At 71.8% G+C, this 18,867-nt stretch carries 19 protein-coding genes; 14 read left to right on the top strand and 5 right to left on the bottom strand.

From position 1 onward, the window contains the following. Positions 1 to 103 precede the first annotated feature (103 nt). The 5 genes from ACIP63_RS08285 to ACIP63_RS08265 all read left to right on the top strand — a co-directional run bounded on the left by ACIP63_RS08285 (position 104) and on the right by ACIP63_RS08265 (position 4,488). Complete coding sequence (locus tag ACIP63_RS08285; protein ID WP_393757478.1) at positions 104 to 1,021, top strand: MurR/RpiR family transcriptional regulator; 918 nt, start codon at positions 104 to 106, stop codon at positions 1,019 to 1,021. Between the two features lie 83 nt (positions 1,022 to 1,104). Continuing rightward, positions 1,105 to 2,073 carry an N-acetylmuramic acid 6-phosphate etherase gene (gene murQ / locus ACIP63_RS08280; protein WP_401512586.1) on the top strand — a complete coding sequence of 323 codons (969 nt, stop codon included), beginning with the start codon at positions 1,105 to 1,107 and terminating at the stop codon, positions 2,071 to 2,073. Between the two features lie 35 nt (positions 2,074 to 2,108). Next, positions 2,109 to 3,626, top strand: a complete 1,518-nt coding sequence (locus ACIP63_RS08275) for a PTS transporter subunit EIIC (RefSeq protein WP_401512584.1) — start codon at positions 2,109 to 2,111, stop codon at positions 3,624 to 3,626. A gap of 144 nt (positions 3,627 to 3,770) precedes the next feature. Continuing rightward, the gene (locus tag ACIP63_RS08270; RefSeq protein WP_031093367.1) at positions 3,771 to 3,941 is read left to right on the top strand and encodes a hypothetical protein; all 171 of its coding nucleotides are present in this window, start codon (positions 3,771 to 3,773) and stop codon (positions 3,939 to 3,941) included. 193 nt (positions 3,942 to 4,134) lie between these two features. Beyond that, a complete protein-coding gene (locus ACIP63_RS08265) occupies positions 4,135 to 4,488 on the top strand; it encodes a PRC-barrel domain-containing protein (protein WP_401512581.1) in 354 nt (117 codons plus the stop codon). 69 nt (positions 4,489 to 4,557) lie between these two features. On the opposite strand, the gene ACIP63_RS08260 is transcribed toward ACIP63_RS08265, so the two are convergent. Continuing rightward, positions 4,558 to 5,163 carry a Uma2 family endonuclease gene (locus tag ACIP63_RS08260; RefSeq protein ID WP_401512580.1) on the bottom strand — a complete coding sequence of 202 codons (606 nt, stop codon included), beginning with the start codon at positions 5,161 to 5,163 and terminating at the stop codon, positions 4,558 to 4,560. Between the two features lie 260 nt (positions 5,164 to 5,423). On the opposite strand from ACIP63_RS08260, the gene ACIP63_RS08255 reads away from it, so the two are divergent. Further along, positions 5,424 to 6,416 (top strand): hypothetical protein, encoded by a 993-nt coding sequence (locus tag ACIP63_RS08255; RefSeq protein WP_401512578.1) that lies wholly within the window; start codon positions 5,424 to 5,426, stop codon positions 6,414 to 6,416. Positions 6,417 to 6,431: 15 nt separating this feature from the next. On the opposite strand, the gene ACIP63_RS08250 is transcribed toward ACIP63_RS08255, so the two are convergent. Together ACIP63_RS08250 and ACIP63_RS08245 are read right to left on the bottom strand one after the other, a co-directional pair. After that, complete coding sequence (locus tag ACIP63_RS08250) at positions 6,432 to 6,665, bottom strand: hypothetical protein (RefSeq protein ID WP_267074366.1); 234 nt, start codon at positions 6,663 to 6,665, stop codon at positions 6,432 to 6,434. After that, positions 6,655 to 6,894, bottom strand: coding sequence for a hypothetical protein (locus tag ACIP63_RS08245; protein WP_401515015.1), 240 nt, complete (start codon positions 6,892 to 6,894; stop codon positions 6,655 to 6,657). The genes ACIP63_RS08250 and ACIP63_RS08245 overlap by 11 nt, the downstream gene beginning before the upstream one ends. Positions 6,895 to 7,012: 118 nt before the next feature. Here ACIP63_RS08245 and ACIP63_RS08240 point away from each other — a divergent pair, with 118 nt between their 5' ends. The 4 genes from ACIP63_RS08240 (at position 7,013) to ACIP63_RS08225 (ending at position 10,726) form a co-directional block, all read left to right on the top strand. Then, positions 7,013 to 7,855 (top strand): Scr1 family TA system antitoxin-like transcriptional regulator, encoded by an 843-nt coding sequence (locus ACIP63_RS08240; RefSeq protein ID WP_401512575.1) that lies wholly within the window; start codon positions 7,013 to 7,015, stop codon positions 7,853 to 7,855. After that, on the top strand, positions 7,836 to 8,102 hold the full coding sequence (locus ACIP63_RS08235) for a DUF397 domain-containing protein (RefSeq protein WP_401512573.1): 267 nt from the start codon (positions 7,836 to 7,838) through the stop codon (positions 8,100 to 8,102). The genes ACIP63_RS08240 and ACIP63_RS08235 overlap by 20 nt, the downstream gene beginning before the upstream one ends. A 238-nt stretch (positions 8,103 to 8,340) precedes the next feature. Then, on the top strand, positions 8,341 to 9,984 hold the full coding sequence (locus ACIP63_RS08230; RefSeq protein WP_401515012.1) for a histidine kinase: 1,644 nt from the start codon (positions 8,341 to 8,343) through the stop codon (positions 9,982 to 9,984). Positions 9,985 to 10,072: 88 nt separating this feature from the next. Continuing rightward, positions 10,073 to 10,726: a response regulator transcription factor gene (locus ACIP63_RS08225; protein ID WP_362936371.1), complete on the top strand. Its 654-nt coding sequence runs from the start codon at positions 10,073 to 10,075 to the stop codon at positions 10,724 to 10,726. A gap of 21 nt (positions 10,727 to 10,747) precedes the next feature. Here ACIP63_RS08225 and ACIP63_RS08220 read toward each other — a convergent pair whose 3' ends face one another. Next, positions 10,748 to 11,701 carry an NAD(P)-dependent alcohol dehydrogenase gene (locus ACIP63_RS08220; protein ID WP_401512571.1) on the bottom strand — a complete coding sequence of 318 codons (954 nt, stop codon included), beginning with the start codon at positions 11,699 to 11,701 and terminating at the stop codon, positions 10,748 to 10,750. A gap of 58 nt (positions 11,702 to 11,759) precedes the next feature. Here ACIP63_RS08220 and ACIP63_RS08215 point away from each other — a divergent pair, with 58 nt between their 5' ends. The 4 genes from ACIP63_RS08215 to ACIP63_RS08200 all read left to right on the top strand — a co-directional run bounded on the left by ACIP63_RS08215 (position 11,760) and on the right by ACIP63_RS08200 (position 15,793). Then, complete coding sequence (locus ACIP63_RS08215) at positions 11,760 to 12,401, top strand: TetR/AcrR family transcriptional regulator (RefSeq protein WP_401512569.1); 642 nt, start codon at positions 11,760 to 11,762, stop codon at positions 12,399 to 12,401. Between the two features lie 150 nt (positions 12,402 to 12,551). Then, complete coding sequence (locus ACIP63_RS08210; protein WP_401515010.1) at positions 12,552 to 13,757, top strand: NAD(P)/FAD-dependent oxidoreductase; 1,206 nt, start codon at positions 12,552 to 12,554, stop codon at positions 13,755 to 13,757. Beyond that, a complete protein-coding gene (locus ACIP63_RS08205) occupies positions 13,754 to 14,674 on the top strand; it encodes an RNA polymerase sigma-70 factor (protein ID WP_401512567.1) in 921 nt (306 codons plus the stop codon). The genes ACIP63_RS08210 and ACIP63_RS08205 overlap by 4 nt, the downstream gene beginning before the upstream one ends. Positions 14,675 to 14,905: 231 nt before the next feature. Further along, positions 14,906 to 15,793 (top strand): hypothetical protein, encoded by an 888-nt coding sequence (locus tag ACIP63_RS08200; protein ID WP_401512565.1) that lies wholly within the window; start codon positions 14,906 to 14,908, stop codon positions 15,791 to 15,793. A gap of 11 nt (positions 15,794 to 15,804) precedes the next feature. On the opposite strand, the gene ACIP63_RS08195 is transcribed toward ACIP63_RS08200, so the two are convergent. Beyond that, positions 15,805 to 18,555, bottom strand: a complete 2,751-nt coding sequence (locus tag ACIP63_RS08195) for a LuxR C-terminal-related transcriptional regulator (RefSeq protein ID WP_401512563.1) — start codon at positions 18,553 to 18,555, stop codon at positions 15,805 to 15,807. Positions 18,556 to 18,867: the final 312 nt, after the last annotated feature.

Genomic DNA, 18,867 nt, shown 5'->3' with positions numbered 1-18,867 from the left:
GGCCCCATTGTCCCCCGGGCGCGCAACGGCCCGGTCCTGATCCTCCAGAGGTAGGGACCAAAGGGGGGTTGACGGGATTCACGACTGAAAATATCTTTCAGGTGTGACCAATGACGTGAAGGAAAGTTTCAACCCGGACTCCCCGCCCGCCCCCGCGGCTCTCGCCGCCAAGGTGCGCACCCTCGCCCCGACCATGACCCGTTCCATGCAGCGGGTCGCCGAAGCGGTCGCGGGGGACCCGGCCGGGTGTGCCGCCCTCACCGTCACCGGTCTCGCCGAGCTCACCGGCACGAGCGAGGCGACCGTCGTCCGCACCGCCCGCCTCCTCGGCTACCCGGGCTACCGGGACCTGCGTCTCGCGCTCGCCGGCCTCGCCGCCCATCAGCTGTCCGGCCGGGCGCCCGCCGTCACCGCCGACATCGCGGTCGACGACCCGATCGCCGACGTCGTCACGAAGCTCGCCTACGACGAGCAGCAGACCCTCGCCGACACGGCGGCCGGTCTCGACACCGTGCAGCTCGGGGCCGCCGTGGCCGCCGCCGCGACCGCCCGCCGCATCGACATCTACGGCGCCGGCGCGTCCTCCCTGGTCGGCCAGGACCTGGCGCAGAAGCTGCTCCGGATCGGCCTGATAGCCCACGCCCACATGGACCCGCACCTCGCCGTGACCAACGCGGTGCAGCTCCGCTCCGGCGACGTGGCCATCGCGATCACCCACTCCGGCTCCACGGGCGACGTCATCGAGCCGCTCCGGGTCGCCTTCGACCGCGGCGCGACGACGATCGCGATCACCGGCCGCCCCGACGGGCCGGTCTCGCAGTACGCCGACCACGTGCTCACCACGTCCACCGCCCGGGAGAGCGAGCTGCGGCCCGCCGCCATGTCGAGCCGCACGAGCCAGCTCCTCGTCGTGGACTGCCTCTTCATAGGGGTCGCCCAGCAGACGTACGAGACGGCCGCGCCCGCACTGTCCGCCTCGTACGAGGCGCTCGCCCACCGCCACACCCCCCGCAGCCGCTGACCCCGGCAGCACCCCGCACCCGCACCCGCACCCGCACCCGCACCCGCGAACCGTACGAGCCCGAGAAAGCAGAGCCGCTGTCCATGACCTCCACCACCGACCCCAGCACCGACGCCGACGCCGACGGCGGCTACGGCGAACTGCGCGCCCAGCTCGCCACCCTCACCACCGAGGCGTTCCGCCCCGAGCTCGCCGAGATCGACCAGCTCCCCACGCAGGACATAGCGCGGATCATGAACGGTGAGGACACCACCGTCCCCGCCGCCGTGGCCGAGAAGCTGCCGCAGATCGCCGCCGCGATCGACGCCACCGCCGAGCGCATGGCGCGCGGCGGCCGGCTCATCTACGCGGGCGCCGGCACCGCCGGCCGTCTCGGTGTGCTCGACGCCAGCGAGTGCCCGCCCACCTTCAACACCGACCCGTCCGAGGTCATCGGCCTGATCGCGGGCGGCCCCTCCGCCATGGTCACGGCCGTCGAGGGTGCCGAGGACAGCAAGGAGCTGGCCGCCGCCGACCTCGACGGGCTGAACCTCGGCGCCGACGACACCGTGGTCGGAATCTCCGCCTCCGGCCGCACGCCGTACGCCATCGGGGCCGTCGAGCACGCCCGCGCCAAGGGCGCGCTCACCCTCGGCCTCTCCTGCAACGCGGACTCCGCGCTCGCCGCCGCCGCCGAGCACGGCCTGGAGATCGTCGTCGGCCCCGAGCTCCTCACCGGCTCCACCCGTCTCAAGGCGGGCACGGCACAGAAGCTCGTCCTGAACATGCTCTCGACGATCACCATGATCCGGCTCGGCAAGACGTACGGGAATCTCATGGTCGACGTGCGCGCTTCCAACGAGAAGCTGCGCGCCCGCTCCCGGCGGATCGTCTCCCTCGCCACCGGCGCCTCCGACCAGGAGATCGAGGCGGCGCTCGCCGCCACCGACGGCGAGGTGAAGAACGCCATCCTCACCATCCTCGGCGGGGTCGACGGCCCCACCGCCGCCACACTCCTGGCCGACTCCGACGGTCACCTCCGCGCCGCCCTCGCGGCCGTCCGAACCACCTGACGCACCACTCCCCGCACAGCAAGGCACCACGCACCATGGCTACTGAAGACAAGAACCGCGCCACTGCCGCCGCGATCCTGCCGCTTGTCGGTGGCGCCGCGAACGTCAGCTCGATCGCCCACTGCATGACCCGGCTCCGGCTGGGCCTGCACGACCGTTCCCTCGTGGACGACGAGGCCCTCAAGGCGGTCCCCGCCGTGATGGGCGTGGTCGAGGACGACACCTACCAGATCGTCCTCGGCCCGGGCACCGTCGCCCGGGTCACCCCCGAGTTCGAGCAGCTGGTCGAGGAGGGCCGGGCGTCCGGCTCCCCCGCACCCGCCCCCGCCCGCACGGCCGAGGAGCTCGCCGACAAGGGCGCGTCCATCAAGGCGCAGCGGAAGGCGAAGAACGCCACCCCGTTCAAGCTGTTCCTGCGCAAGATCGCGAACATCTTCGTCCCGCTGATCCCCGCCCTGATCGGCTGCGGCATCATCGCCGGCCTCAACGGCCTCCTGGTGAACCTCGGCTGGCTGCCCTCGGTCACCCCCGCCCTGGCGGCGATGGCCTCCGGCTTCATGGCCCTGATCGCGGTCTTCGTCGGCTACAACACGGCGAAGGAGTTCGGCGGTACGCCGATCCTCGGCGGTGCGGTCGCGGCGATCATCGTCTTCCCCGGCGTCGCGAACATCGACGCCTTCGGCCAGACCCTCTCCCCCGGCCAGGGCGGCGTCCTCGGCGCCCTCGGCGCGGCGGTCCTCGCGGTGTACGTCGAGAAGTGGTGCCGCCGCTGGGTGCCGGAAGCCCTTGACGTCCTGGTCACCCCGACCCTGACGGTCCTGGTCTCGGGCCTCGTCACGATCTTCGGCCTGATGTACGTCGCCGGTGAGGTCTCCTCCGCCATCGGCACGTTCGCCGACTGGCTGCTCTCCACGGGCGGCGCGGGCGCGGGCTTCCTGCTCGGCGGCTTCTTCCTGCCCCTGGTGATGCTGGGCCTGCACCAGGCCCTGATCCCGATCCACACGACGCTGATCGAGCAGCAGGGCTTCACGGTCCTGCTCCCGATCCTCGCGATGGCCGGAGCCGGCCAGGTCGGCGCGGCGGCCGCGGTCTACCTCCGCCTCCCCCGCAACGAGTCGATCCGCAAGACGATCAAGTCGGCCATGCCCGCAGGTCTGCTGGGCGTCGGCGAGCCCCTGATCTACGGCGTCTCGCTCCCGCTGGGCCGCCCCTTCATCACGGCCTGTGTGGGCGGCGCGTTCGGCGGCGGCTTCGTGGGCCTGTTCAACCAGCTCGGCGACTCGGTCGGCTCGACGGCCATCGGCCCGTCCGGCTGGGCCCTGTTCCCGCTCCTCGACGGCAACCACGGCCTCGGCTCCACGATCGCGATCTACGCGGGCGGCCTGCTCGTCGGCTACGTCGCGGGCTTCGTGGCGACGTACTTCTTCGGCTTCAGCAAGGCGCTGCTGGAGGAGTTCGACGTCTCCCAGGAACCGGCCCCCTCGACGGTCGCGGCCACCGGCCCGGCCGCCGCCTCCGGTGGCTCCCCGGCAAAGGAACCGGCGGGCGTCTGAGCCGTCGCTGGGAAGCTACGGACCACCGAACCGGCACATATCCGCCTCCCGCCCGTCCTCGATCTCCCAACGACCCGCCAAGTGTGATGGGCCGGTGTGTAAGGGAAATTCTTTCGGGCACTAGGGGGGCGGAGGTTGATATCAATGGTTCCCCTGCTTCTCGTTCTTCTGCTCGCCCTGATCCTTTTCGGTGCCGGTTTCGCACTCAAGGCACTGTGGTGGATCGCGGTGATCGTACTTGTGGTCTGGCTGATCGGATTCTTCGTCCGCCCGGCGGCCGGTGGTGGCAAGCGGGGCCGGTGGTACCGCTGGTAGACCGTCCCGACCAGCAATGACGCGGGTGGCGCGAGACCTTCGGGTCCCGCGCCACCCGCGTTTTTCCGCGCTCATCCAATTCACGGGGTGTGGGCCGGAAAAGTAGGGGCAGCCGAAATAGTGAGCGGCACTCGTCCTCATCACGATGGGATTCGCCGTACCGAATGAAACCGTCGAGGAAGGAGCCGTAAGAATGAGCGACAACCTGTGGGGCTACCAGCCCACGAGCGGTCACACCGCGGGCGCCGACCTGACCGGATTCTCGGTCGAGGCGACGGACGGAAGCATCGGCAAGGTCGACAAGCACTCCGACGAGGTGGGCTCGGCCTACCTGGTCGTCGACACCGGCGTCTGGATCTTCGGCAGGACCGTCCTGCTTCCGGCAGGCACGGTCAAGGGGATCGACACGGAGCACAAGACGGTCTTCGTCGACCTGACCAGGGACCAGATAAAGGACTCCCCGGTGTTCGACAAGCACAACCACGAGAACGACCCGGGTTACCACGCACAGGTCGGCGGCTACTACGACAGCTACCGCATCATGTGACCCCGACGCACAGCGCACCATGATCAGAGGCTGGGCCGGCTCCCCTCACGGAGCCGGCCCCGCTGTCGTTCAGCCCGGGAAGTCCCCCGTGAGCAGGGTGACGCCGAAGGGATCGGGCAGCGGGAGCGGCTTCCCGAAGGGCACGGCGTCGGAACGCTTGTACGTTCCGTCCTCGTTCGGCTCCGTGAACAGCGTGGCCATCGCACCTCGCGTGTCGAAGCGGTCGATCAGCAGGTACATCGGGACGCCTGCCCGCGCATAGGCGCGGTACTTCTTCGTCCTGTCCTCCCGGGCGTTCCCCTTGGACGTGATCTCGACGATCAACAACGCCTCCGACGCATCCATCGGGTCGCTGGTCTCCGGATCGGCGGCCTCGATCAGCTCGCTCGGCATCACGACGAGGTCCGGGACGTACAGCTTGTCGAGCGGCGCGACGTGCACACCGAGCGTCTGGTAGATCTCCAGTTCCTCGGGGAGATTCGCATAGAGCCTGCGCTGGACCTTCGCGGCGATGCCGTTGTGGTGCGCATGAGGCGGCGGTACCAAGACGATCTGCCCTTCGTCGATCTCGGCGCGCCACCCCTCGGGCACGTCCAGTTCCTGCCATGTCCGCAGCAGGTACTCCCACGGGCGACCTTCGGAGCCCTGATCGCTTTCGACCATCGCAGCGGTCATCGCGGGTCCCTTCTCCTGTGGCCTGATCTGGAAGCGTAGATCGACGTTCCTGCGGCAGCCCGCCGCTTCCTCCAGCGTCCCACGATCGTGTGAGGCCCGCACCGACCTCACCGCAGGTGTCCTCGCGTCGCGGCGATGCCCTTCCCCACGAGCTGCCGGTTCCGTCCCGGCCGGAGAACCGGGAGGCCGTTCACCCGCATCTCAGTGTGCAGACGCTGATCACCGAGCAGCGCGCATCTGGACGGCGAAAGGCGGAAAGCATGACGAAGGGTCCCACCACGCCCGAGGAACCCCGGGCGGAGGAGGGCGGGCACGGACCACGCCATGGCATCGTCCGCACGGCCTTCGGCGTCCTGCGCCGCGACGGGCGCCCGCTGTTCGGAGTGACGGCGCGCGTGACCGGGCTGGCCGCGCTGGGGGGCCTGGCGGTGACGGTCGTGGCGTTCCTCGTCATGTGGCCCACGTTCACCGAGATACGCCTGGGCGCGATCCGGGCCCGCATCAACGAGGACTCCTACGCCCCCGACGGCACCCGGGTGAACGACATGTGGCTCACCCTCCTGGCCTGCCTCCCGTTCCTGATACTCCTGCTGCACCTCGGGTGCGCCGCCATCCAGACCGCTGCGGCCCGTGCGGCCGGCGCGGGACGCGGCCGCTTCCGTGCGGTCCTGGGTGCGTACGTGCTGCGCGGAGTGCTCGTGTGGGCCCCGGTGGTGCTCGGGATCCTGGTGGAGGAGACCTTCACCACCACCACGTTCAGGGAGCACACCGCGCTCGTCCCGAAGTGGGAGTACCCCAACCTGTTCGAGGTGCTGCGCTACGGTCCGCCCCTGCTGGGCATGGCGATCGCCCTGGTGCTCCGGCTCGGCTGGACCCTGGCCCCGGCCACCGCCGCGACGGAGGGCCTCGGGCCCTGGACCGCGATGCGCCGCTCCTGGTCGCTCGTGTGCGGCCGGGCCTCCGCCTCGTTCCGGACCGTGGCGTTCGCGCTCCCCCTGGGCGCGCTCACCGTCGGCATGTACGTCCTGCTCCACCTCGCCGCACGGCCCCTGCGCTCCGGCACGGTCCACGTCTTCCTGGAGTGGGGCCCGGACAACACCTACGCCGCGTACGTCGTCGGGCTCCTCGTCCCGATCGCCGTCGCCCTCCTGCTCACCGGCGCCCTGGCCCTTCCGCCGGCGCACGCCACCCTCGCGGTGCTCCAGCAGCGGCTCGCCCGGTCCCGGGAGCGCCAGGCGGCGGCCCGGGCATGACGCCCCGGGGCGTCCTCACGGCAGCCGCCCCTCCCGGTTGATCTCCCTCACCCGGGCCCGGAGCACGAGCCCCGGCGGGGCCGGCCGGACGGCGTCCGGCGGGCAGTCCCACTCCGCGCCGCCGCCCGGCGGACGCAGTTGTACGTACGGTCCGACGCGGCCCATCACCCGGCCCACGCGGCCGTCCCTGCCGTCCACCGCGAACGTCCCGGGCTCCGGCGTACACGGCTCCAGTCCTTCAACTGTCATGAGCCGCCGCCGCTTCCAACTGCGCGCTCAGCCGCATGGCCGTCTCCAGCGAGCACCGGCCGAGGTCGACGAGCGGGGTCGGCTCGTTCCCCGCACACGAGACCGGGTCGATCCGCAGCGAGGGAAGCTTCACGCCGACCCCCGCGAGGCCGGCCCGCAGCCGCGCCACCGCGTCCTCCGCCGCCCGCACTCTGCCCGCTGCTTCTTTGCGCCGTTCCGTAGCCGTCATCATGATCTTCCCCATTTCCACGCTGAGTAGTGGCTATGCCTACACAGCGTGTCCAATTCGCCGCTACCGTGGAAGAGGCGCAGTTCCAACACCCGCAGATGTGTCACAGGGAGTCGCCTTGCCCGGACCCAAGAAGCTCGATCCCTCGTCCTCGCCCCGCGCGCTCCTCGGCGCCGAACTCCGCCACCGCAGGGAGGCGGCGGGCCTCTCGCAGGACGAGCTGGGGGCGCCGCTGTTCGTCAGCGGCTCCTTCATCGGCCAACTGGAGGCGGGCACGAGGCGCATGCAGGTGGACCAGGCCCAGAAACTGGACGAGGTACTGGGCGCGGACGGGTTCTTCGTACGGAACTGCGCGGCCCTGCAGAAGTCCAAGTACCCGGACCACTTCGCGGAGGCGGCGGAGGCGGAAGCGGTGGCGGAGACCATCAGGGAGTACTCGCCGCTTCTCATCCCCGGGCTCCTGCAGGCTGAGCCGTACGCACGAGCTGTGTTCCGCGCGGGAAGGCCCACCACCCCGGAAGAGGCAATCGACGAGCTTGTTGTCGCCAGGATCGAGCGCGCCGGCCTTCTGGGCCATCCAACAACCCCCACGGTATGGATGGTTCTGGACGAGGCGGTACTGAGACGAAGGGTCGGCGGCCCCCTCGTCATGGCAGACGCGCTTCGTCACCTGGCGAAGCTCATCCAACAACGGCGAGTCATCATCCAGGTCTTGCCTTTCGGTGCCGGTGGCCACGCAGCCATGGGCGGGCCTCTCAAGCTCATGGCATTCCCGGACGCACCGTCCCTCGCCTACCTTGACGGGCTGGGTTCAGGGCAACTACTCGATGATCCGGCATCAGTGCGGTCGTACGAACTGACCTACGATTTGCTGGTGGCCAGCGCACTGTCACCTGATGCGTCCCTGGCCTTGATCGAGTCGGTGGCGGAGGATTACGCCCATGAAGAGCAGCAGTTCTGACTACGACCTCTCCACAGCGACCTGGCACAAGTCCTCGTACAGCGATGCCAGCGGCGGCAACTGCCTGGAGGTCGCCACCTGGCGCAAGTCCACGTACAGCGGCGGCAGTGGCGGGGACTGCCTGGAGGTCGCCGACGGTCTCCCCCACATCGTCCCCGTCCGGGACTCCAAGGTCACCGACAGCCCGGCGCTCGTGTTCCGGACCGAGGCGTGGTCCGCCTTCGTCGACGACCTGAAGCGCGGATAACCACGTCCGGCTCCCCGCCCGGCAGGCGCGCTCCGCCGGGGGAAGAGCCGGAACGACTTTCGTCGTCCGCCGTCGCGACCAATGGCTACAGCGGTGCCGGGCGGGGGCTCTCTACCGTGGGCGCGTGACTCGTGTTGATTCCATGACCCCCGCAGACCCCTCCCCCCTGGCATCGGCGGTGAGGACGCGGGCGGCGTCCTGGTCGGCCGTGCCGGGGCGGGCCCTCCTCGCGCCCGGGATGTGGCCTGCCCAGCGCGTCGTGGGTGAGGTCTTCCTGAGCCTGACGCTCGCGGTGCTGGGGGTGGGCGCCGGGCTGCTGGACGACGAGAGCACGGTGCAGGCCGTCGGAGTCGGCGTGCTGGCCGGGCTGTTGTCGCTCCTGCGCCGAGGGCTTCCCGCAGCTGTGCTGCTGGCCGCCGCGGCCGGTTCCGCACCGTTCTTCGGCTTCGCGCCCCTGCTCCTCGTCGTCGCCTGGTCGGCCGGGCGACGGATCGACGGCCTCGGCAGGGCATGTGCCGTCTTCGCTCTCGCGTACGGTCTCAGCCTCGGCCTGACCGCCGCGTGGGAGTCGCACGCGTCGTGGGCCCTGCTGGCCGTCGCCGGGATGTTCATCCTGGTCGCGATGATCGTCCCGGGCCTCGCGGGACGCTACTGGTCGCAGCGCAGGACGCTGACCGACACCCTCCACGAGTACAACGCCCAACTCCTGCGCGAGCGGGCGATGCTCGTCGGGCAGGCCAGGATGGTGGAGCGTCAGCGGATCGCGCAGGACATGCACGACAGCCTCGGCCACCAGCTCGCGCTGATCGCGGTGCACACCGGTGCGCTGGAGGTGGACCGCGAGCTGACCGGGCAGCAGCGCGAGGCCGTCGGTGTGCTGCGCGAGGCGTCGGTGGCGGCGATGCACGAACTGCGTGACGTGGTGGGCGTGCTGCGCGACGGCGCGGACGCGCCCCCCGCCGGAGACGGCGAGGACCCCGGGGCGCCGTCACGCGGTGTGGGGGGCATCGACGGGCTGGCCGAAACGTCCCGGAGGGCGGGCGCGGCCGTGGAGATCCGGCGTTCGGGCGAGGCGCGTCCGCTCGCGACGACCGCCGACCACGCGGCCTACCGCGTGGTCCAGGAGGGTCTGACCAACGCCCATAAGCACGCTCCGGGTGCGCCGATCACCATCGGTCTGCGGTACGAGCCGGATTCGCTGGTCGTGGAGGTCGCCAACGGCCCGGTCGCGGAGCCGGTGCGCGGCGGTGTGGCGAGCGGGGGCCAGGGGCTGACCGGTCTCGAGGAGCGGGCCCGGCTCGTCGGCGGCATGGTGCACGCGGGCCCCACGGCCGATGGTGGTTTCCGGCTGGCCGGCGTGCTGCCGTACACCTCGCCCGGTGACGCGAGGAAGACGTTCGTCGCTCCGCCGGACGACTTTCGGGCGCAGAATCCGGCGGGCCCTGCGGGTGAGAGTGATCCGGTCATCGACTGGAACGGTCTCCCGAAGGAGTTGGCCAAGGCAGTGAACAGGACCAAGAGGGGCAACGGCATAGCCATCGGGTGCGGGGTGGCGGCTCTGGTCGTCGTCGTGCTCGTGATCGGGGTGGTCGTGGCGGGAGTCTTCCTCGTACGGGAGGCGGACAAGGCGATGATCGAGCCCGAGCAGTACGACGCGGTGACGATCGGCCAGTCGGAGCGGTCCGTACGCGGTGAACTGCCCAGCGGCGACTCGTTCATGAACACCGGTCCGGGCGACGGCGCACCGCCGGAGCCGGACGGCGCGACGTGCCTCACCCTGCTCTCCACGGAGATCGGCTCCAGCCTGGACGCCGATCCGGTCTTCCGGTTCTGCTTCAAGGACGGCAAGCTGATCGAGAAGAAGTCCTTCGAGGCGGGCTGAGGGAGCACGGGCTCCCGGCGGGCCGGGTCATCGGGGATGATGGCCCGATGCCCGCAGAGTTGACCGATCAGAACCGCTCAGGAGAGTCGTGATCAGGGTTCTTGTGGCGGATGACGAGCCGCTGATCCGGGCGGGTATCCGGATGATCCTCTCCTCGGCCGACGACATCGACGTCGTCGCCGAGGCGGCGGACGGCCGTGAGGCGGTCGAACTCGCCCGGTCCCAGCGGGTGGACGTCGCGCTGCTGGACATCCAGATGCCGGTGATGGACGGGCTGACGGCCCTGACCGAACTGCGCCGGGCGGTCCCCCAGGTGAGGGTGCTGATCCTGACGACGTTCGGGGAGCGGCAGAACGTGCTGCGTGCCCTGACCGGGGGGAGCGCGGGCTTTCTGCTGAAGGACTCGGCGCCCGCGGAGCTCATGCGGGCGGTGCGGGCGGCGGCGGCCGGGGAGGCGTATCTGTCGCCGGGAGCCACCCGGCATGTCGTGGACTCGCTGGCTTCCGGGGGCACCACGCAGCGCGCGGAGGATGCCCGTCGCAGGCTGGAGAAGCTGACGGGCCGCGAACGTGACGTCCTGGCGCTGCTCGGCGAGGGCCTCTCCAACGCGGACGCGGGTCAGCGGATCCATATGAGCGAGGCGACGGTGAAGGCGTACGTGAGCCGCATCCTCGCCAAGCTGGAGTGCGAGAACAGGGTGCAGGCCGCGCTGCTGGCGCGGGACGCCGGGCTCGGTGTGTGAGTGCGGGGCGCGTCTCAGATCTCAGACCACCTGGATCACGTGCTTGCCCCGTACGCCGCCGGCCTCCAGGGCCCGGTGGGCTGCGGCGATTCCGGAGAGCGGGTGGACGGTGTCCACGACCGGGCGGATGGCGCCGCTCTCCACGTACCGGGTGAGTTCGGCGAGCAGGTCGTGGGTGGGGTTGCCGCTGAAGAAGCGGACGCGTCCCCGGCCGTGGGCCGTCGAGGCCAGCAGGTAGCCGAGGCTCGCGGCGATGTGGTCGACGTCGAAGGAGATGGAGACCATGCGGCCGCCGGGCGCCAGCAGGCCCCGAAAGGACCGGAGTTCGGTGCCGACGGTGTCCATGATGACGTCGAACCGGCCCAGGTCGGACGGTCCGGTGGTCGCGTAGCTGTGGGCCTCGTCCGCGCCGAGCTCTCGGACGAGGTCGAGGTTCTTCGTGCCCGCGAGGCCCGTGACGTGGGCGCCGAGGGCCTTGCCGAGCTGGACGGCGATGCTGCCGACTCCCCCGGCGGCGCCCCGCACGAGCAGGCGCTCGCCCGCCTTCAGCCCCGCCTTGGTCCGGAGGGCGGTGATGGCCGTCGTGCCGACGGGAAGGGCGGCGGCCTCGACGAGGCCGAGGTTCTCGGGGGCGTAGGCGAGGTTCCGGGGGCGTACGGCGACGTATTCGGCCGCGCTGCCGAAGGTGCGGGGCAGGACACCCCAGACCCGGGCGCCGGTGCGCAGGCCGGTGACGGCCGGGTCCACCTCGGCGACCTCGCCGGCGAAGTCGATCCCCGTGCGCTTCGGGAAGGTGCGGCCGGTCAGCAGGCGGAGCCGTCCGGCCCGGCCGTACAGCTCACCGCCGTTGACGCTCGCCGCGTGGACGCGGATCAGCACCTCGCCCTGCTGGAGTGCCGGTACCGGGACCTTGCCGACGTAGAGCACGTCGGGAGGGCCGTAACTGTCGTAGAGCGCCGCGCGCATGTCGTTCATGACTCCAGGCTATGCGCGTAAGTGGATGGCCCCCTCCATTTGGCCTAAAGTGAGAAACATGCCTGATCAGACCTCTCACAAGCCGTCCGGTGAAAGCCTGCGCGCCGACGCCCGGGAGAACCGGGAGCGGATCCTCCGGGCGGCGCGCGAGGCGTTCGCCGCACAGGGCATCGACGTGCCCGTGGCGGCGGTCGCCCGGCGGGCCGGGGTCGGGGTCGCCACGCTGTACCGGCGGTTCCCCACCCGCGACGCGCTCGTGACGGAGGCGTTCGCGGAGGAGCTCACCCACTGTGTGTCCGTGCTCGACGAGGGGCTGGCGGACCCGGATCCCTGGCGCGGGTTCTGCACCGTGATCGAGCAGGTCTGTCTGATGCAGGCGGTGGACCGGGGGTTCACCCAGGCGTTCCTCACGGAGTTCCCCGGCCAGGCCGGCTTCGCGTTCGAACGCACCCGCGCCGAGGAGCGGCTGGCCCTGCTGGTACAGCGGGCCAAGGACGCGGGCGGGCTGCGCCGGGACTTCGACCCGAGCGACATCACCCTGCTGCTGCTCGCCAACTGCGGGGTCGCGGTCGGCTCGGGCGAGGAGGCGGCCGCGGCGTCCAGGCGTCTGGCCGCCTATCTGCTCCATGCCTTCCGGGCCGACGGGGCGACGCCCCTGCCGCCGCCCGCGTCCCTGGGACTGCGCGACATCGCCCAGTAGTCGGCGGGCGTCCCAGCCGTTCCGGTGGTAGCGGACGTCCGGGACCGGTTCGCGCCTCATGTGGCGCAGGTCACACTCGTGTCGCGTCACAGGCAGGCCCTCACCTTCCGTCCCGAGGTCATCAGCAAGCGGCGGAAGAAGGCGGAAGCGATGAACACACAGCACGAGACGGACCGGCCGGCCCCCCACCACGTCCTGATCCTGGGCGCCGGGTACGCGGGCATGGCAGCGGCGATCCAGCTGGCGGCCCGGGTCAAGCGGCAGAAGGACGTACGCGTCACCCTGGTGAACGCGCAGGACCACTTCACCGAGCGGCTGCGGCTGCACATGACCGCGACCGGGCAGCAGCTCGACGAGCTGAGCATCCCGGAGCTGCTCGACGGCACGGGCGCGCAGTTCGTACGCGGCTGGGTGACGGCGGTGGACGCGGACGCGAGGACCGTACGGATCGACGACGACCGGGTCCTGCACTACGACACGCTCGTGTACGGGCTGGGCAGCGTGGCCGACACCACGGCGGTGCCGGGCGTCGAGGAGCACGCGTACACCCTGAACGGCCCGCAGGACGCCGAGGCGGTGGCCCACCGGCTGGCCCGGCTCGGCAGCGGCACGGTGGTCGTCGGCGGCAGCGGGCTGACGGGCGTCGAGTCGGCCGCGGAGATCGCCGAGCAGCACCCCGGACTGGACGTCGTGCTGCTGGGACGCGACGAACCCGGCGCGCTGATGAACCCGAAGGCCGGGGCGTACGTGCGGTCCGCGCTGGACCGTCTGACCGTCCAGGTGCGCGGCGGGGCCGAGGTGGTGAAGGTGCTGCCGGACTCGGTCGAACTGGCGGGCGGGGAGAGCATCCCGGCCGATCTCGTCCTGTGGACCAGCGGCACGCGGGTGTCACCGCTGGCCGCCGCCGCCGGCCTGGAGGTCGACGAACGCGGCCGCATCGTCACCGACACCACACTGCGGTCCACGTCCCACCCGGACGTCTACGCCGTGGGCGACGCGGCCGCCGTCCGCCAGGCGTACGGCGTCATGCACGGCACCTGCCAGAGCGGGATGCCGACCGGCGTGCACGCGGCGGTGTCGGTCCTCCGCACCCTGCGCGGAAAGCGGCCCAAGCCCTTCCGCTTCGGCTACTACCACACGCCGGTGAGCCTCGGCCGGCACGACGCCGTGGTGCAGTTCACCCGGCCCGACGACAGCCCGAGGAGGATGTACCTGACAGGCCGTTCGGCCGCCAGGTATAAGGAGACCGTGACCGCATCCCCCTGGGCGACCTACGTCCGCATGAAGAAGATGCCCGCGTCGGGCGCGTTCTGGCCCCGCGGCGGCCGCTTCACCCGGATCCGGGGTGCCAAGTGACGGGTACGGCGCCCAGCCCGGCCCAGGAGGCCTTCGACCGGTACCGCAATCTGCTGTTCTCGGTGGCTTACCGCATCCTCGGCACGGCGGCCGACGCCGAGGACACGGTGCAGGACGCCTGGATCAAGTGGTCGGCCGCCGACCGTTCCCAGGTGGCCGACCCCAAGGCATACCTGGCGCGGATCGTGTCGAATTTGGCGATGGACCGGCTGCGTTCCACCCGGCACAAGCGCGAGGTCTATGTGGGGCCGTGGCTCCCGGAGCCCATCCTGACCAGCGCGGACACCGCCGACACCGTCATGGACGCCGAGTCGGTGTCGATGGCGATGCTGGTGGTGCTGGAGACGCTGAGCCCGCTGGAGCGTGCGGTGTTCGTGCTGAAGGAGGTCTTCGACTTCAGCCACGCCGAGATCGCGGTGGCGGTGGAGCGGTCCGAAGCCTCGGTGCGGCAGGCCGCGCACCGCGCCCGCGAACACGTCCGGGCCCGGCGCCCGCGCTTCACGGCGGACCGGTCGCAGCAGCGCGACGCCACCGAACGGTTCTTCACCGCCGCGACCGGCGGGGACATGAACTCGCTGATGGAGCTGCTGTCCCCGGACGTCACGCTGTGGACGGACGGCGGCGGCAAGGTCCGCCAGGCCCTGCGCCCGGTCGTGGGCGCGTCCACGGTGGCCGCATGGTTCGCAGCCATCGGGACGGTCACCTACCAGGGCGTCGAGCCCGCCGACATGAAGGCCGAACTCGTCGAGATCAACGGCGGTCCGGGCGTGGTCTTCAGCGGGGCGGGCCGCGTGATCGCCACGGTCACCTTCGACTTCGCCGAGGACGGGCGCATCTCGACCATCCACAACGTCGCCAACCCCGACAAGCTGCGGGCCGTGAGCACGGGTTCGCCGCGTCCCTTCCGGACGCGGTGAGCCGGGCCCGAAGCTCAAGTCCTGAACTCCGAGCGCTCTTTACGAGGAATGGGTGGGCGGGACTTTTCCCACCCACCCACCCTCCCCGCCTGCGAAGTTGACCGTTTGTGACCGACTTGCCACGGACCGTTGCGGCGCTCTAGCGTGCCGAACAGCAAACGACCCCCGTCGGTGCGCCAACACCGGACAGGGGTCTGACCAACGAGATCGACTGAATTGGAACCCGATCTGATGGCTGTCGACCAGCTTAGTGCCGCCCCCCGCGCCCCGTACGTGACCCCGCACCCCATGGCGAACCCCGGTTACGGAAAGCGTTCCGCCCCGGACCAGCGCCCGCGCGACGAGCGCGACTTCTCGCATCTGGCGCCCCGTGAGGCCGCCGTCGCCGCCTACGTCGACCGGCTTCCTGACGGCTCCGACATCTCCGTGAAGACCCTGGCCAAGGTGCTTCCGTACGGACAGTGCGCCCTGCGGACCGCGCTCAACAGGCTCCAGGCCGCCGGGCATCTGCGCCGGGGCCGGGAGTGCGTCGCCACCGACGAGGTCATGCTCTGGGTGACCCGGACGTTCTTCTCCCGGACCTCGCGCGACGACGACTGGTGGGCGGCGTTCATCCGGGGCGACGTACCGCAGGAGAGGCAACAGCCCACCCGCACACGGGCGTTCGTCCTGCTGGCCGCCCTGGGGCGTACGGTTCCCGCGCTGAGCCTGTCGGCGGCGGAGTGCGCGAGCCTGGAGCCGCAGGTCAGCGAATGGTTCGAGCGGGGTGCCACGGAGGCGGAGCTGCTGCACGCCCTGACCGACGGGCTTCCCGTGCCGGTCCATCACGCGGCCTCGCTGCTCCGCAGGCGGCTCACCGACAAGCTGCCCCCGTATCGCCCGGACCCGGAGCGGCGGACCGCGCTGCTCACCCTGGAATGCGGCGAGTGCCGCGCGCCGGGGAGCCCCGAGGCGCTGGCGGGCGGACTCTGCGCGCCGTGCCGGGGCGAGGCGGCACACGTGCCGACGGGTCCTCCCGGCGCCGTGTCCACCGGCGGGGTCCAGGAGCGGATGGCCACGGTACGGGCGGGTCTCGTCCCCCGCTCGGACAGGACGTCCTGGGCGCGCGGCCGTCGCTGAACGCGCGACGCTCAGGCCCCCTCGCCGCGCGTCCCCAGCGCGCCCGTGAGCTCGGATCTGCGCCGTATCCGCAGCTTGCGGTAGGCGTGGGTGAGGTGGGTCTCCACCGTGCGCCGGGCCAGGTGCAGCAGCCCTGCGATCTCCGCGTTGGTGCGTCCGTCGGCGGCCAGTTCGGCGACGCGGCGTTCACTCGCCGTCAGGGCGGCGAAGCCGGTCCGGGACGAGGAGTGATGGCGGACGCCTCCCTCGTGCAGCGCCCGGGCGGCCAGGGCGTGGAGCCGTACCGCACCCTTGCGTTCCGCCCGTTCCGCGGCCTCGCGCAGGCAGTCGCGGGCACGGGAGCGCTCCCCCGCGCCCATGAGCTGGCGGCCCTGCGCGAGCAGCGCCGGGATCAGCTCCATGTCGGTGTCGGCCGTCGCGCCGCGTAAGATCCGCACGGCTTCCCCGGCCAGTTCCAGGCCGCGCCGGCCACCGGTCACAGTGCCCAGCACCCGCAGGGCGCGGCCGACGGGGCGCGGGGTGTTCCACACCTCGGCGAGCCGCAGCTCCTCCTCCGCCAGCTCCACCGCCTCCCCCGCCCCCGGCCCCGGGCCGCACTCGGCGACCGCCGTCCGCCACGGCGTGACGACCGGGCTGACCACCTCGCGCGCCAGCTGGCGCCTGCCGCACTCCAGCCAGTCGTGGAGCGCTCCCGCCGAGTCGCCCACGGCGGCCCGCAGCACGCCCCGGGCGTACAGGAAACGGTTCAGCTCCCAGGAGTCCGGCGCCCGGCGCAGGTCGAACCCCGCGGCGAGCCGTTGTGCCTCATCGGTGCGGTCGGCGTGCACGAGCGCCATCAGCACATGGGCGTCGATGTTGCCCGGCCCCGCGTCGGCCGGTATCCGGCGCGGGTCCGCGGCGGCGGCGAGCAGCGCGGCCTGGTCGCCCCGGGCGGCGGCGATGTCGGCCCGGGTGTTGACCAGGGCGCGGTGCATCGGGTGCAGCAGGGAGCAGCTCTGAAGGGCGAGGCCGCGCTCCACAAGCCGTTCCGCCTCGTCGAGTTCGTCCGCCCACTGGGCGACGGCGGCCGCCGTGCCCAGCAGGAACGGCTCCGCGGACGGGTCGGCGGGCTCGGCCAGCAGCGCGTGCACCTGTTTCATCGCGTCCTGTGCCGAGACGAGCCCGGCCGTCGCCGCGTACCGCACGAGCAGGGCCTGTCCCGCGGTGCCGACCAGCTCCGGGGAGCGCGCGGCCGTCTCGCCCAGCCATCCGTACGCCTCCTGCCGCTGGACCTGGTCCTGGTCGGACAGGATCGCCGTGGCGGTCTGCACGGTGCGGGCCAGCCCGGGGTGCCCCGACAGTCCGGCCTCGGTCCGGCGCAGCATCCCCATCGCCGTACGGACCTCGCCCTGGCCGGCGAGCGCGGTGCCGAGGGCGATCGCCGTGTGCACCCGGTCGCGGGGCTCGCCCTCCAGGTGCAGGGCCTCCGCCAGCCGCGAGATCGCGGCCCCGGCGTCCGCCGAGTGGTATTCCAGGGAGCCCAGTTCGGTCAGCAGGCGCTGCCTGCGGGCGTCGGACAGCGGTTCGTCGAGCGCCCGGCGCAGATAGGCGACGGCGTCGTCGGCCCGCGCGCCGTCGACGGCCACCGTCACCGCGTCCCGCAGGACGCGCAGCGCCCACGGCTTGCCGACGACCGGGGCGCGGAGCAGGTGCCGGGCGACCGCCTCGACCCGTCCGCCCCGGGACAGCAGCGCTTCCGCGGCCGCCCGGTGCACCTCCTGTCGCCGTGGTGTCGGCCAGCCGGTGAGCACCGCGTCCCGCAGCAGCGGATGGGCGTAGCGGGGCTGCCCGTCGGGGCCGAGGCGCAGCAGTCCGAGCCGGGTCATGGCGGTGAGCCAGCCGGCGACCCGGGCGGGGTCGGCCCCGGTCGCCTCGGCGAGCAGGGCGGGCGGATCGTCGGCGGGGTCCGGCGTCCCCACCTCCTCCAGCGCGGCGAGGGCGCGGGCCACGTCGGCGGTCGCCGTCCCGGCGCTGTCCAGCCACCAGGCGACGGCCGCCGGATACGCCCCCGGGTACAGGGCCGCACAGGAGTCCGGCAGCGGGAGCGGCGGGGTGGAGCGCAGATCGTCCAACAGGGCGAGCAGCAGCAGGGGATGGCCCGCCGATGCCCGTACGCACTCCGCCGTCCACTCCGGGTCCGCCCCGGGGAGGAGGGCTCCGATCATCTCCGCCGACGCCTCGCCGGTGAGCGGGGCAAGGGTGTGCGTGCGGACGAAGGAGGCGGAGAGCGCGTGGGTGAGACCGGCGGGCTGCGGGTCGATGTCGTACTGACTGCGCTCGGTCGCCACCATCAGGACCGGCATCCGGTCCAGGTGGCCGGCGGCCTCGGCGAGCCAGCGGCGCGAGGAACGGTCGGCCAGATGGACGTCGTCCACGGCCAGCAGCAAGGGGGACCGGTCCGCCAGGGAGCGCAGCAGCTCCCACAACCGGGCGGCTCTGCGGTGGTAATCGGAGGACGGCATGCCCGCGTACTCCGGAACGTGGCCGAGAAGGCGCCCCACGGTCGACAGGGGCATGCCGTCGTCCTCGGGGGAACAGCGCGCACGCAGCACGCACAGGCCGTGCTCCGCGGCATGTGCGGCGGCGGCCTCCAGGACGGCGGTGCGGCCGGTGCCGGTCGCGCCCCGCAGCAGGACGAGACCGCCCACGCCACGGAGGGCGCGCTCGGTCCCGGCCGCCAACAGTGTGTGCGCGTCGTCGCGTTCGCGCAGCGCATGGATCATCCAGGCCTCCTGAGAAGATGGTGCGCGCCGTCGCTGTGTGAGAGTGACCGGCGCGAGCCCGGGTGGCGTGATATGACCCACAGGGCAAATTTTCTGCCCTCTTCTCTGCCCCTGGTGTGTCGAGGCTCACGGCCTGGATGTGCATCGGCCCCGCAGGACCACCACGCCGCGTACGCACCCGCGTTGACCTGCGGCGATACGGATTCCTGACGGGGTCTGAGGGTGTCCGGCGCGCTTCTCTCGTGGTCCGCGTCGTGGTGGTCCACGATTGCCCGTTCCGCGAGATGCGCAGAAGTGTGGCTCAGGTCCTTC

The organism is Streptomyces sp. NPDC088746 (assembly GCF_044751065.1).
Taxonomy (GTDB): Bacteria; Actinomycetota; Actinomycetes; order Streptomycetales; family Streptomycetaceae; genus Streptomyces.
This window is presented reverse-complemented; position numbering and strand designations above follow the sequence as displayed.

Bases quoted from the DNA above. Each gene is read 5' to 3' on its own strand.
- ACIP63_RS08235 (WP_401512573.1), top strand. From the start codon at position 7,836: ATGAAGAGCAGCAGTTCTGACTACGACCTCTCCACAGCGACCTGGCAC.
- ACIP63_RS08210 (WP_401515010.1), top strand. From the start codon at position 12,552: ATGAACACACAGCACGAGACGGACCGGCCGGCCCCCCACCACGTCCTG.
- ACIP63_RS08195 (WP_401512563.1), bottom strand. From the start codon at position 18,555: ATGATCCATGCGCTGCGCGAACGCGACGACGCGCACACACTGTTGGCG.
- ACIP63_RS08250 (WP_267074366.1), bottom strand. From the start codon at position 6,665: ATGACAGTTGAAGGACTGGAGCCGTGTACGCCGGAGCCCGGGACGTTC.
- ACIP63_RS08215 (WP_401512569.1), top strand. From the start codon at position 11,760: ATGCCTGATCAGACCTCTCACAAGCCGTCCGGTGAAAGCCTGCGCGCC.
- ACIP63_RS08230 (WP_401515012.1), top strand. From the start codon at position 8,341: ATGTGGCCTGCCCAGCGCGTCGTGGGTGAGGTCTTCCTGAGCCTGACG.
- ACIP63_RS08260 (WP_401512580.1), bottom strand. From the start codon at position 5,163: ATGACCGCTGCGATGGTCGAAAGCGATCAGGGCTCCGAAGGTCGCCCG.
- ACIP63_RS08275 (WP_401512584.1), top strand. From the start codon at position 2,109: ATGGCTACTGAAGACAAGAACCGCGCCACTGCCGCCGCGATCCTGCCG.
- ACIP63_RS08220 (WP_401512571.1), bottom strand. From the start codon at position 11,701: ATGAACGACATGCGCGCGGCGCTCTACGACAGTTACGGCCCTCCCGAC.
- ACIP63_RS08270 (WP_031093367.1), top strand. From the start codon at position 3,771: ATGGTTCCCCTGCTTCTCGTTCTTCTGCTCGCCCTGATCCTTTTCGGT.
- ACIP63_RS08265 (WP_401512581.1), top strand. From the start codon at position 4,135: ATGAGCGACAACCTGTGGGGCTACCAGCCCACGAGCGGTCACACCGCG.
- ACIP63_RS08255 (WP_401512578.1), top strand. From the start codon at position 5,424: ATGACGAAGGGTCCCACCACGCCCGAGGAACCCCGGGCGGAGGAGGGC.
- ACIP63_RS08200 (WP_401512565.1), top strand. From the start codon at position 14,906: ATGGCTGTCGACCAGCTTAGTGCCGCCCCCCGCGCCCCGTACGTGACC.
- murQ (WP_401512586.1), top strand. From the start codon at position 1,105: ATGACCTCCACCACCGACCCCAGCACCGACGCCGACGCCGACGGCGGC.
- ACIP63_RS08245 (WP_401515015.1), bottom strand. From the start codon at position 6,894: ATGACGGCTACGGAACGGCGCAAAGAAGCAGCGGGCAGAGTGCGGGCG.